The 12,246-nt window shown below is 38.6% G+C and carries 15 protein-coding genes; 6 read left to right on the forward strand and 9 right to left on the reverse strand.

What is annotated here, in order from left to right:
* Positions 1-93 precede the first annotated feature (93 nt).
* The 6 genes from ACFVT8_RS21470 to tatC all read left to right on the forward strand — a co-directional run bounded on the left by ACFVT8_RS21470 (position 94) and on the right by tatC (position 5,514).
* Positions 94-1,278: an alanyl-tRNA editing protein gene (locus ACFVT8_RS21470; RefSeq protein ID WP_387085408.1), complete on the forward strand. Its 1,185-nt coding sequence runs from the start codon at positions 94-96 to the stop codon at positions 1,276-1,278.
* A 336-nt stretch (positions 1,279-1,614) separates the two neighbouring features.
* Positions 1,615-2,361, forward strand: a complete 747-nt coding sequence (locus ACFVT8_RS21475) for a gluconate 2-dehydrogenase subunit 3 family protein (RefSeq protein ID WP_387085405.1) — start codon at positions 1,615-1,617, stop codon at positions 2,359-2,361.
* A gap of 16 nt (positions 2,362-2,377) precedes the next feature.
* Positions 2,378-4,090, forward strand: a complete 1,713-nt coding sequence (locus ACFVT8_RS21480) for a GMC family oxidoreductase (protein WP_387085402.1) — start codon at positions 2,378-2,380, stop codon at positions 4,088-4,090.
* Positions 4,091-4,268: 178 nt separating this feature from the next.
* On the forward strand, positions 4,269-4,427 hold the full coding sequence (locus ACFVT8_RS21485) for a hypothetical protein (protein WP_387085399.1): 159 nt from the start codon (positions 4,269-4,271) through the stop codon (positions 4,425-4,427).
* 26 nt (positions 4,428-4,453) lie between these two features.
* Positions 4,454-4,657, forward strand: a complete 204-nt coding sequence (gene tatA / locus ACFVT8_RS21490) for a twin-arginine translocase TatA/TatE family subunit (protein ID WP_387085396.1) — start codon at positions 4,454-4,456, stop codon at positions 4,655-4,657.
* Positions 4,658-4,668: 11 nt separating this feature from the next.
* Positions 4,669-5,514: a twin-arginine translocase subunit TatC gene (gene tatC, locus ACFVT8_RS21495; RefSeq protein WP_387085393.1), complete on the forward strand. Its 846-nt coding sequence runs from the start codon at positions 4,669-4,671 to the stop codon at positions 5,512-5,514.
* Positions 5,515-5,528: 14 nt separating this feature from the next.
* Here tatC and ACFVT8_RS21500 read toward each other — a convergent pair whose 3' ends face one another.
* From ACFVT8_RS21500 to ACFVT8_RS21540, 9 genes are all read right to left on the reverse strand, one after another.
* The gene (locus ACFVT8_RS21500; protein ID WP_387085390.1) at positions 5,529-6,344 is read right to left on the reverse strand and encodes a metallophosphoesterase; all 816 of its coding nucleotides are present in this window, start codon (positions 6,342-6,344) and stop codon (positions 5,529-5,531) included.
* A gap of 220 nt (positions 6,345-6,564) precedes the next feature.
* The gene (locus tag ACFVT8_RS21505) at positions 6,565-7,287 is read right to left on the reverse strand and encodes an amino acid ABC transporter ATP-binding protein (protein ID WP_387085387.1); all 723 of its coding nucleotides are present in this window, start codon (positions 7,285-7,287) and stop codon (positions 6,565-6,567) included.
* Positions 7,280-7,939: an amino acid ABC transporter permease gene (locus tag ACFVT8_RS21510; RefSeq protein ID WP_053485396.1), complete on the reverse strand. Its 660-nt coding sequence runs from the start codon at positions 7,937-7,939 to the stop codon at positions 7,280-7,282. The genes ACFVT8_RS21505 and ACFVT8_RS21510 overlap by 8 nt, the downstream gene beginning before the upstream one ends.
* Positions 7,940-8,019: 80 nt before the next feature.
* Positions 8,020-8,817, reverse strand: coding sequence for a transporter substrate-binding domain-containing protein (locus ACFVT8_RS21515; RefSeq protein WP_387085382.1), 798 nt, complete (start codon positions 8,815-8,817; stop codon positions 8,020-8,022).
* A 487-nt stretch (positions 8,818-9,304) separates the two neighbouring features.
* The gene (locus ACFVT8_RS21520; RefSeq protein WP_387085379.1) at positions 9,305-9,664 is read right to left on the reverse strand and encodes a Na+/H+ antiporter subunit G; all 360 of its coding nucleotides are present in this window, start codon (positions 9,662-9,664) and stop codon (positions 9,305-9,307) included.
* A complete protein-coding gene (locus tag ACFVT8_RS21525; protein ID WP_387085376.1) occupies positions 9,642-9,926 on the reverse strand; it encodes a Na(+)/H(+) antiporter subunit F1 in 285 nt (94 codons plus the stop codon). The genes ACFVT8_RS21520 and ACFVT8_RS21525 overlap by 23 nt, the downstream gene beginning before the upstream one ends.
* The gene (locus ACFVT8_RS21530) at positions 9,926-10,408 is read right to left on the reverse strand and encodes a Na+/H+ antiporter subunit E (protein ID WP_387085373.1); all 483 of its coding nucleotides are present in this window, start codon (positions 10,406-10,408) and stop codon (positions 9,926-9,928) included. Before ACFVT8_RS21530 ends, ACFVT8_RS21525 begins: the two co-directional genes overlap by 1 nt.
* Positions 10,408-11,913: a Na+/H+ antiporter subunit D gene (locus ACFVT8_RS21535; protein ID WP_387085370.1), complete on the reverse strand. Its 1,506-nt coding sequence runs from the start codon at positions 11,911-11,913 to the stop codon at positions 10,408-10,410. Before ACFVT8_RS21535 ends, ACFVT8_RS21530 begins: the two co-directional genes overlap by 1 nt.
* A complete protein-coding gene (locus tag ACFVT8_RS21540) occupies positions 11,906-12,244 on the reverse strand; it encodes a Na(+)/H(+) antiporter subunit C (protein WP_387085367.1) in 339 nt (112 codons plus the stop codon). Before ACFVT8_RS21540 ends, ACFVT8_RS21535 begins: the two co-directional genes overlap by 8 nt.
* Between the last annotated feature and the right edge of the window lie 2 nt (positions 12,245-12,246).

Genomic DNA, 12,246 nt, shown 5'->3' on the forward strand with positions numbered 1-12,246 from the left:
TATACACTTGAAAGTAAATATGCCAAAATAAAATGGAACTAGTTGAGAGACCTGCTTCTCTTAAGAATACTCTACATAAAGGAGGCCTTTTTCTTGAAAGAGCTACTATATTATCAAGATGTTATGCTACGTGAATTTAAAGCAACAGTTATCAACAGTGGGACTGATAAAGATGGCCGTAACTACGTGGTGCTATCAAATACTGCATTTTATCCGACAGGAGGCGGACAACCTCATGATACAGGTACTTTAAATGATATCGAGGTCATTGATGTTGAGAAAATTAATGATGAAATTCGTCATTATATTCAAGGTGACTCTTCAAGTTTAGCTGGAGAAGTGCATGGTAAATTGAATTGGCAACGACGATTTGATCATATGCAGCAGCATGCAGGTCAACATATTTTAACAGCAGCCTTTGTCGAACTTTTTGATGCACCAACAGTTAGCTTCCATTTAGGTAGTGAGCAAGTCACAATTGATATTGCCGTGGATGCCCTAACTGAAGAACAGCTTGTAGCCGCGGAAGCCCGTGCAAATGAAATTATTCTAGAGAATCGTCCAATTGAAACGAAATGGATTACAGAAAAAGAACTTAAAAACTATAGCCTTCGTAAAGAGGTAGCCGTCACGGGAGATATTCGACTTGTTATTATTCCTGATTTTGATTACAACGGTTGTGGCGGAACCCATCCGACATCAACAGGACAAGTAAGTGCAGTAAAAATCCTTGGCACAGAAAAAATGAAGGGCAATATTCGCGTCTCCTTTGTTTGTGGCCATCGAGTTTTAGCGGAGCTTGCCATGCGAAAGAAAGTACTAGCCGACGTTGCAAGACAATTAAGTGTACCTGAAGCTGAAGCAGCTACGGCACTTACAAAAATCTTAACAACACAAAAAAGCACAGAAAAAGCACTTGTGGCAGCAAAAGAGGAGCTTTTAAATTATGAAGCAAAAGCGCTAGTTTCTAGTAAAAAACGTATTATTACTGCTGCCTTTACTCAGCGTACTGTGCAAGAACTTCAAAAATTAGCTCGAACTGTTGTCGCTGAGCAGGCAGACGCTATCGTATTACTTGTTTCAGAAAATGAAGATAAGCTTCAGTTTGTCGCAGCACGTGGTGCAAAAGTTGAGAAAAGTATGAAGGACATTGCTGCAAAAGCATTGCCACTCGTGAATGGAAAAGGCGGCGGCAGTGATCAGATGGTACAAGGCGGTGGCGAGCGTATTATCTCTGCCGAGCAACTACTGGAAGCTATGCAAGAAGTACTTAACTGACCTTTTCGATAATAAATTACCAAATAGGAGCTACCCCATTGCTAGGGTAGCTCCTTTGTTCATTCATGCACATCATCCCTTGCTGCATGTTCTATTGCTACTATTCTTCCCCATCGATGATTGTTCAGACGTAATCAATTCCTCAGCAACTTCCATTTACCCACAAATTATCAACACTTTATCCACAACTCCCCCACAATTTATCTCAATTACACCAAATCAATTGATTAGTTGGATGAAATTTAAAATTTTTCCATAGATACCTGATTATAATTTACTTTTTTTGCTGATTATAAAAAATAGAATAGTTCTATACATTTTGAGGGGAGGATTTCGATGAGTCCGGATAAGGATATTTCACGTCGTGATTTTTTAAAAACAACAGGGATTGCAGCGGGTACATTAGTCGGCGGTGGATTAATAGGAGGTCTTGTAGGCTATAACATGCCTGGTAAAGGGACTGCCACGCTAGAGCATGGTCAGCATGGAACTACTACTGCAGAGACTGGCTCGCCAAAAGCTAAAATGTTTTTTATGAATCAACGAGATTTTAATATTTTAGCAAATGCTACTGAACGCATTTTCCCTGAGGATGATTTAGGTCCAGGAGCAAAGGGCTTAGATGTACCTTACTTTATCGATCAACAGCTAGCAGGACAATACGGTAGTAACTCTAAAGAATACATGCAGGGCCCATTTGGTGAGGGTGCCCCAACACAAGGCTACCAGAGTCGTTTAACCCGTGCGGAAATTTTTAAGCAAGGTGTTCAAAAGTTAGAGTCGGAGGCACAGAATCGCTTTAAAAAGAGCTTTAATGATATAGATGCTAAGCAAATGGATGAAATTTTAACTGCCTTCCAGAAAGGTGACGTACAAATGAGTGGTGTCACATCTGCTTTCTTCTTTACTTTATTACGTGCAGCAACATTAGAAGGTGCTTACTCTGACCCTATATATGGTGGAAATCGTAATATGGATGGCTGGCGTATGAAAGGCTTCCCTGGTCATCAAATGGCATATAGCACTCAAATCGAAGATCCGAAATTCCAAAAAATTGAGCCTAATTCATTAGGTAGTCACTAATATAGGGGGTTAGAAAATGGCAACAACATTACCAGGTGTAGACGTCGTAACAGTCGGGGTAGGTTGGACTGGCGGTATTGTCGCTGCAGAGTGCTCGAAGGCTGGCTTAAAGGTCGTTGGTTTAGAACGTGGACAAAAGCGTGGCACAGAAGATTATTTGACGATCCACGACGAGTATCGTTATGCAATTCGTTATGATTTAATGCAAAATCTTTCAAAGGAAACGATAAGCTTCCGAAATAATCGCAATATGAAGGCATTGCCTATGCGTCAGCTCGGTTCTTTTTTACTCGGTGAAGGGCTAGGGGGCTCTGGTACACACTGGAACGGTATGACGTATCGCTTCTTACCTTATGATTTTCAAATTAAAACATTAACAGACAAACATTATGGTCCGAAAAAGCTTGGACCTGATTATTTATTACAGGACTGGGGATTAACCTACGATGAACTTGAGCCCTATTTCGACAAATTCGAAAAAACGGCAGGCATTTCCGGAGATGATAAAAATCCATTTAGCGGAAAACGTTCAAATCCTTATCCGACAGGGCCAATGAAAATGACACCGATGCTTACTCAATTTGAAACAGCTGCAAAAAAATTAAAATTATCACCTTACATGGTACCTTCTGCAAACGTATCAGAAGTTTATAAGAATCCTGACGGTGAAACGATTAATGCTTGTCAATATTGCGGCTTCTGTGAGCGCTTTGGCTGTGAGTATGGCGCCAAATCATCTGCAGAGATTACTGTTGTTCCTACTGCATTAAAAACAGGTAATTTTGACTTACGCTATAACTCCAATGTTGTTGAAATCTTAAAGAAAGGCAATAAAGTAACTGGTGTCCGATACATCGATACGATATCTGGGGAAGAATTTATTCAACCAGCAAACGCTGTTGTACTCACTAGTTATGTCTTTAATAATGCCAAGCTATTGATGGTCTCGAACATTGGAGAACGATATGATCCTGCTACTGGAAAAGGGACCCTTGGAAGAAACTATTGCTATCAAATATTACCTGGAGCAGCTGGATTCTTTGATGAGCAATATAACACATTTATGGGTGCAGGTTCACTCGGTATGAGTATAGATGACTATAATGGCGATAATTTCGATCATAGTGATTTAGATTTTATTCACGGCGGAAATATTGCTCTAACACAAACAGGTGCACGCCCTATCGGCTCGAACCCAACACCGCCTGATACGCCAACATGGGGATCAGAATTTAAAAAACAATCTATTCATTACTATACACGCTCATTCGGGATTGGTGCACAAGGTGCTTCGATGCCACATAAAGAAAATTATTTGTCTCTTGATTCTACGTATAAGGATGTTTACGGCTTACCTCTACTACAGTTAACGTACAACTTTACGGATCAGGATCGCGCACTTCATAAATTTATTTCAGCACGTGCAGCTGACATTATGAAAGAAATGGGTGCCAAAACTGTTGTCCCGAATGCTGAGATCACTGATTACAATATTGTACCGTATCAAACAACCCATAATACAGGCGGAACAGTTATGAGCTTAAAGCCAGAGGATGGCGTTGTGAATAACTACATGCAGCATTGGAATGTAGAAAATCTTTTTGCTGTAAGTGCCGGAAACTTTGCACACAATAGTGGTTATAATCCAACTGGTACGTTAGGGGCACTAGCTTATCGCTGCGCAGAGGGTGTTGTGAAATATAGTAAATCGGGTGGTTCCCTAGTATAACTTCTTTCAGCGGGTGTTTGGACACCCACTAAAATAGAGGAACTCAGTCTAAGAACGCCACGTCCTGTGGCAATTTATCTGTGCGAAAGCGAAGCGACAGCAACACACGACTGAGTGACCAACATCACGTTGGCCCAAAGCCCCCGGCGGATATCACGGAATCGAAAAGGAGTTCTTTATGCTTGCACAAGGCCGAGTCCAGACACATTGTTTATCTGTAGCGAAAACAAAGCGTCAGCTACAAATGTTTTCTGTAGCGAAAGCAAAGCGTCAGCTACAAATGTTTTCTGTAGCGAAAGCAAAGCGTCAGCTACAATTATGCCGAGTGATATACTAAACATTTTATTATAAGGAGGCAAGACTATGGGAGGTCTTGGAGCAATTGGAGTACCTGGGTTAGTCATTATTTTGGTAATTGTTTTAATCGTGTTTGGTCCTAAAAAACTGCCAGAAATCGGCGGTGCAGTCGGTAAAACATTTGCGGAGTTTAAAAAGTCCACGAAAGGGCTTATCGATGATGAGGATGTTTCAACGAAAAAAGAAGAAAAAAAATCTGACGCTTCGTAGGAGGTTGTCCTATGGATCCATATGAAGAAGGAAAAAGAAAATATTTAAGTCCACTTGATAAGAAAGAAGCTGAGCCTCTCACACCTGTGGAGGCTTTTGTTGAAGTTCCAGTAGTGACAACTGCAGAGGATACAAAAGTCGATGGACCACTTTTTCCAATAGCATCATTGCTTGAACATCTTACGGAACTGCGAAAACAAATTATTAAAGGACTAATCGTATTTATTCTATTTTTTATTATTGTATTCTCTACCATTAATATTTGGTTTCCTTATGTAACTCGAGGACATTCACTAATTATTTTAGGTCCTTTAGAAGTTGTCAAATTTTATATGACGATTTCCACAACACTAGCATTCGGGCTATCTATGCCGTTTTTAGTTCATTTTCTGTGGAGCTTTGTTAAGCCAGGTTTAAAAGAAGAAGAAAGCCGTTTCCTCGGTCTTTATGCACCTGTCATGCTTGTACTCTTTTTATTAGGTATAGCTTTCGGTTACTTTATCGTGAATCCACTCAGTTACTCGTTTTTAGTGAGTATAGGAGCAACTAATTTTGATGTTATGGTATCCGCAAATGAATACATGCATTTTTTAGTGATGACAACCGTACCACTTGGACTACTCTTTGAATTACCAATCGTAGCCCTCTTTTTATCGTCCATTGGTGTATTAACGGCTGAATCCATGAAAAAAATACGAGGCTGGTCTTATATCGGTATGGGCGTTGGTTCTGCTTTGATTACACCACCTGATTTTATTAGTCAGTTACTTGTCTTAATCCCAATGGTTATTTTATATGAAATAAGCATCTATCTCGTTAAACGTATAGAGCGTAAACAAATTGAAAGCACTGCGTAGCAAAGACGCAGTGCTTATTTTTTCTTTAATTCCATGACAAGAATCTCTGGTGGATTAAAAATCCGTATAGGTACTGTACTATTACCTAATCCTCTACTAACAGCCATAGTTGTGAATCCTTCTTTATAAAGACCTGCCGTATATTTTGGAAATATTCCCTGTCCTCTTGCATAAAGACCAACAATTCCAGGAATCCGAACTTGTCCACCATGTGCATGTCCTGAAAATACTAAATCAATTCCAAACTCCACATACGTATTAAACACTTCTGGTCGATGCGCTAGTAAAATCGTTAGTACATTTGGTTGAACATTTCTAGTTGCTATCTCTAGCATTTTTTTCGTTGTTCTACCCATCAACGGATCGTCTATGCCAACAATCGCCAAGCGCTCCCCGTCGCGCTCAATGAAGGTCGATTCATTGGACAACACATGTACACCTAACGATGATAGCTTCTCATAAATTACATCCACTTTATTCGTCGCTACTTCATGGTTTCCTAGTACATAATAGACATCCGCTATTTTAACTAATCCTCTAACAGCCTGTAAGCTTCGCTCCAAATCATAGCGATTACTATCAACTAAATCTCCTGTAATAAAAATCAGATCAGGATTCGTTGTCTTCACCTTTGCTATGAGTCTCTCTTGATGCTCACCAAAGAGAGCATCCTGTAAATCTGATATTTGTGTAATGCGTAGCCCATCAAAGCTGGCAGGCACTTTTTCTGACTCGAATTCATACTTGCTTACAACCAGCCAGTGATTGTTTACGTACAAAAAAATGACTATAAAAACAACAAAAAAAGCTACATATAATAATTTTTTCAATCGCAATCGCTCACCCTAGGCTACTTTTTCATCAGATCAATACTTAATGAAGCTAAAAATCTGACCCTCCTATTATAAGCATAAAACAAAGTAATTGTAAGCACATACACATAAAATCATTAGATTGCACAAAAAGAATAACTCAAAACGTTACATTTAAGGCGGACAAAAAAACGCATGTAGACACTCCTTTAAGAAAGTCTAAATGCGTTTTTCTTATTTATAATACTTTCTCTAAGAAATCTTTCGCACGCTGTGTAGATGGTGCTGCGAAAAACTGTTCTGGTGATGCATCCTCAATTAACTTCCCGCCATCAAGGAATAGTATACGGTCAGCTACCTCACGAGCAAAGCCCATCTCATGCGTTACGATTAACATCGTCATCCCGGTATCAGCAAGATTTTTCATAACAGCTAAAACCTCTTTTACCATTTCAGGGTCAAGAGCTGAAGTAGGCTCGTCAAATAAAATTACTTTTGGATCCATCGCAAGTGCTCGAGCAATGGCAACACGTTGCTTCTGCCCTCCTGATAGACGATTTGGATATTCATTGCGCTTTTCAAATAAGCCTACCTTCGTTAATAAATCTTCAGCCTTTTTGATCGCAGTTGCCTTATCCATTCCTTTCACATTAATCGGTGCGTATGTTAAATTTTCAAGTACCGTTTTATGAGGGAAAAGATGAAAATGCTGAAATACCATACCGACTTCTTCACGGATCTTCATAATGTTTGTCCCTTTATCCGTTAGAACGTCGCCAGCAATTGTAATCTTTCCGCTCGTTGGCTCTTCTAATAAATTTAAGCAGCGCAGGAATGTTGATTTACCAGATCCTGATGGTCCAATAATAGCAATTACTTCTTTTTCTTTTATTTCTGTTGAAATACCTTTTAGTACTTCGTTTTGTCCATATGATTTGTGTAAATCTTCAATTTTAATCACTTTTTCTCATTCCTTTCTCGATTCGTTTACCAAGGAACGTTAATACAAGCGTCATAATGTAGTAGATCACACCCGCAAATAGTAAAGGTTCAAGATAGCGATATGTTGAACCACCTACAATGTAGGCACGGCGCATAATATCAAGTGCACTAATAACTGTAACAACAGCTGTTTCTTTATTTAATGTAATAAACTCATTTACTAAAGATGGTAAAATATTTTTTACGGCTTGTGGGATGATAATATCTTTCATCATTTTTGCATATGGAATACCTAGCGCTTGTGCCGCTTCCATTTGTCCTTTATCTACCGCATTAATACCGGCGCGAATGATTTCAGAAATATAAGCACCCGAGTTTAACCCGAATGCAATAATAGCAGTTGGAACTGGGTCAATTTGAATATCTAATAACTGTGGCACTGCGTAGTAAATAATCATTAATTGAAGTACGAGCGGTGTACCACGGAAAATCGATGTATAAAAATCTGCAAACCAACGCAAAACATTCACTTTACCAATTTTGCATAACGCTAGTAAAATACCAACTATAAAACCGATGATTGATGCACCGATTGCAATTTGAAGCGTGACACCTATCCCTTTTAATATATAAGGAATAGAGGGAATGATAGCTGTAAAATCTAAATTCACAGCGCACCCCTCCTTTCTTGTTCTCTTTTAAAGGAAACGTAAGCGATAGCTCGAAATAGAGCTATCGCAGTTTACCTTACTTATTTAACTTTTAACCATTTATCTTCTAGCTCTTTAATTTTACCTTCATCAGCTAATTCTTTTAATGCTTTGTTAATTTTATCTTTAAGATCGCTACCTTTTTGAACAGCAATTGCTTTAAAATCTTCAGGTTGCTCTTTAACTGGGAACGCATCTAGTTTATCGTTCGTATCAAGATAACCTTTTGCTACACCACTTTCTACAATCCCAGCATCTAAACGTTTTGACATCATGTCTTGAATAATTTCAGGAATTCGAGTACGTCCTTCAACCGTAGCATCTACTTCTTTTGCAATTTTATTACCTAAAGTTTCTTGGATAGAAGCGTTTTGAACACCAATTTTTTTCCCAGCTAAATCAGCCTCTTTTTTAATTCCACTATCCTTTTTAACGATAAATACTTGCTCTGTTTGATTATATTTATCAGAGAAATCTACAACTTTTTCACGTTCTTCATTAGGGGACATACCAGAAATAACAATATCCACTTTACCTGCTTGTAGAGCTGGCACTAAACTATTGAAGTCAATATCTTGAACTTGCATTTCTGCACCAATCTTGTCACCAACTAATTTAATTAAATCAATATCAAAACCAATAATGTCTTCACCTTTTGCAGCGTCAACATACTCGAACGGTGCATAATCAGATGAAGTACCTACTTTCAATACTTGTTTTTGTCCATTGCCTTCGCCAGCATTTGAATTTTTATCGCTTGCTTTATCATCTTTTGCGCCACATGCTGCTAGTGCACCAATTACTAGAATGAGCATTAGCATGAAAAATTTATTCTTCATATTCAATGATCTCCTTTTATTTATGTTTTTTGTCTATTAAAATCTAAGTTCTTGAAAATATTAGAATGGATATTTATTCACTTTAGAGAATAAAAAATCTATCTGCTATTAAGATATACCCTTTTGAAGTAATAATCAAGCTAAACTAAAAATTTTCCGACAAAACATTATACACAAAATTTTCTGATAAATCAATCTATTTGAATTTCCCTATAAAAAATAAGCTCACCATAACGTATGGTTGACTTCCGTTCTGGCTGGGCGCTTTGTTGTCGTTGTTGTTGCTGTCGCTTCGCTTTCGCACAGATAAAACAATTGCTGTCGCTTCGCTTTCGCACAGAGCAAAGCTTCCTGGGGGCATTCAGCGAAGATCAACTTAAACATTGTATACGTATTAAAGAATGCAATACCCAACTTTTAGTGATGTACATGTTTAAGCCTTTTTATTCAACAAAAGACCTCCAAAAAATGGAGGTCAGCTAGCCACTTATTCTTCATCTGCAAATAGCTTTTCCTTCAATTCATCCTCCCCTGATCCTTCTGCTAAAGGTACACGAGAGCGATATGCTGCACGACATATTAAATGCCCTGCTACAGGAGCTGTTACAAAAACGAATCCAATCCCTAATATTAAACGTACACTCACATATCCATCATGAACCCAAAAGTAAATAAATGCGCCTAATAGACATGTTAAGACCGACAATGTCGAACTTTTCGTTGCAGCATGTGAACGCGTGTATACGTCAGGTAAACGAATCATCCCGAATGCACTAATAACACTAACAACAGAGCCAATCAATATAAGTATAACTGCCGCCCATTCAATCATTTGATTTACGTTCAACAATCACACCTCTTTCAATATATTTCGTAAACGCAATCGTGCCGATAAAAGCTAAAATACCTAATATTAAAATGGCTTCTAAATACGCCTTTGTTCTCAATATAATTGAGACGATAGCGATTGCTGACAGTAAATTAACACCTATTGTATCAAGTGCTATGGCACGGTCAGGCAACGAAGGACCTCGAATTACACGAAACAGCGACAACGCAATCGATACACTAAATAACGCAAGGGCCAATAGTAAAATTTTTTCAGTCATTAACGTGTCACCTCCATGATCGCTTGTTCAAATTTCCCTATTGAACGAATGACAGCTTCTTTCGATTGTTCAATATCCATTGCATGAATATAAAACATATCTCCCTCCTCAGAAACTTCCATCACTACTGAACCTGGAGTAAGAGTGAGTAACAACGCAAGTGCTGTTATTTCCCAGTCTCCTTTAAGCGCTGTTTTATACGTAAATATACCGGGCGTAATATTGAGCTTCGGCGTAGTAATTTGTCTTATTACGCTGTAACTCGATAATAGTAACTCCCAATTAAAAAGCCATAATAATTTAATGATTGAAAACACACGTCGTAAATAAAATTGCGTGCCGTAAAATCGATGCATAGCATATAAAATCCCTATTCCGACGATAAACCCCATTAAAAATGTCGAAAACTGCGGTACAACTTCATCCTGTAACAAAAGCCAAAGTGTTGCGATAAATAAATTTAAAATAAATTGCATCGCCATTATTTATTCACCTCACCTTGCCATGTTGTGCCATCCAACACTGCATCAATATAGATTGATGGCGTGTAGAGTGTTTTAGCTGCATCTGTTACATACGGAGCCATCCATTCAGCTCCAATCCCTAAACCAATTGTACAAGCTGCCAACAATGTTAATGGCAAGACCATACGTTTTGGTAACGGCTTTTCATCCTCAAGACTAATAATGGTTTCCCCAAAGAATGAGGAGAGAAATATTCGTAATAGTGAATACAAAACAATTAAACTAGATAAAAATCCTAGCCCTAGTAGAACAAAATTTTCGCCCTCAATAGCTCCTTGTCCAATTAAAACCTTCCCTAAAAAGCCACTTAATGGTGGTATCCCAGCAAGCGAACACATGACAATAAAGAATAACCAGCCAAAAAGAGGGTAATTTCGAATAAGCCCACTCATTTTATCAATAACCGTTTCGCCAGTAACATACATCATCATTCCAACTGCTAAAAACAGCATGGCCTTAGCCACCATATCATGCATCAAATAGTATGTTACGCCCTGTAAAGCAGACTCCGTACCGATGGCTAGACCAGCTACTATAAATCCGACACCAATAAGGACATTATAAGAGGCAATTGTTCTTACATCTCGCCCTGCTAGTGCTCCCATACATCCAGCAATAATCGTAACTCCCGCCATAATTCCTAACACCATATGAGTCACTTCAGTATTAGTTGGGAAAAGTAATGTAAAGGTACGGACGAGCGCATATATTCCCACCTTCGTTAATAATGCTGCAAAAAGTGCAGCTATAGCGGTTGGAGGTACACTGTATGAGCCTGGAAGCCAGAAAAATAATAACAGACCAGCCTTCAAGCTAAAAACAATTAAGAAAATAAGAGCCACTGTCGTAATCAGTGGGTTAGCTCCTGCCTCCATAACACGAACAGAAATATGTGCCATATTCAACGTTCCAACGGTTCCATATAAAAAAGCTAAAGCTACTAGGAAAATCCAAGATGCAACAATATTGATCAGGACATATTTTAGCGCCTCACGTAGCTGAACTTTTTCGCCACCTAAACTAATGAGGGCATAAGAAGCAAGTAACATAACCTCAAAGCACACAAACAAGTTGAAAATATCTCCTGTTAGGAACGAGCCGTTAACTCCCGCTACCATAAGCAGGACAAACGGGTAGAAATACATCTTTTCAAAGCTCTTACCGATTGTAAACATGGCATATAACAAACAGATGGCTGCGACAATATTCGCCACTAATACAAGAAGCATTGCGAATGAATCAGCAACAAATGAAATGCCGAATGGTGGTGCCCAGCCACTAAAATCAATTCGCATCACACCTTGTTTTTGAATCTCTTTCAATAAAATGACACTAATAAGGACAACAAAGCTTAATGTCAATAAACTAATAATGCGCTGTAAAAAAATATTTTCACGTAAAAACACAAGTAAAATCGCCGTAATAACCGGCACAATTAATGGTAAAACAATCATATTACTCATCCGGCGTACCTCTCATTTCGTCAAAATTCGCCGAACCGTTCGTTTTATAGGCTCTATAACCGAGAACAAGCACGAACGCCGTTACCGCAAAGCTAATCACGATTGCAGTTAAAATTAATGCTTGCGGCAGAGCATCTGTATAAGGACCTTCTGATTCTTCTAAGAGTGGTACGTCCCCTTTTTTCAGTCCACCCATCGTTAAAATCAGTAAATGTGCCGCATGCGATAAGACCGCAGTTCCTAAAATCACACGTAATAACTGTTTCGAGAGGATTAAGTACGTCGCAACAGCTACTAATACACCAACTAACACTAGTATTAAAGACTCCATTG

This window comes from Lysinibacillus sp. NPDC058147, assembly GCF_042884205.1.
Classification (GTDB): domain Bacteria; phylum Bacillota; class Bacilli; order Bacillales_A; family Planococcaceae; genus Lysinibacillus.

What these genes read in the sequence shown, in the direction of transcription:
- ACFVT8_RS21525 (WP_387085376.1), bottom strand. Translation starts at nt 9,926, where the DNA reads ATGACTGAAAAAATTTTACTATTGGCCCTTGCGTTATTTAGTGTATCG.
- ACFVT8_RS21480 (WP_387085402.1), top strand. Translation starts at nt 2,378, where the DNA reads ATGGCAACAACATTACCAGGTGTAGACGTCGTAACAGTCGGGGTAGGT.
- ACFVT8_RS21515 (WP_387085382.1), bottom strand. Translation starts at nt 8,817, where the DNA reads ATGAAGAATAAATTTTTCATGCTAATGCTCATTCTAGTAATTGGTGCA.
- tatC (WP_387085393.1), top strand. Translation starts at nt 4,669, where the DNA reads ATGGATCCATATGAAGAAGGAAAAAGAAAATATTTAAGTCCACTTGAT.
- ACFVT8_RS21485 (WP_387085399.1), top strand. Translation starts at nt 4,269, where the DNA reads ATGCTTGCACAAGGCCGAGTCCAGACACATTGTTTATCTGTAGCGAAA.
- ACFVT8_RS21530 (WP_387085373.1), bottom strand. Translation starts at nt 10,408, where the DNA reads ATGGCGATGCAATTTATTTTAAATTTATTTATCGCAACACTTTGGCTT.
- tatA (WP_387085396.1), top strand. Translation starts at nt 4,454, where the DNA reads ATGGGAGGTCTTGGAGCAATTGGAGTACCTGGGTTAGTCATTATTTTG.
- ACFVT8_RS21540 (WP_387085367.1), bottom strand. Translation starts at nt 12,244, where the DNA reads ATGGAGTCTTTAATACTAGTGTTAGTTGGTGTATTAGTAGCTGTTGCG.
- ACFVT8_RS21475 (WP_387085405.1), top strand. Translation starts at nt 1,615, where the DNA reads ATGAGTCCGGATAAGGATATTTCACGTCGTGATTTTTTAAAAACAACA.
- ACFVT8_RS21535 (WP_387085370.1), bottom strand. Translation starts at nt 11,913, where the DNA reads ATGAGTAATATGATTGTTTTACCATTAATTGTGCCGGTTATTACGGCG.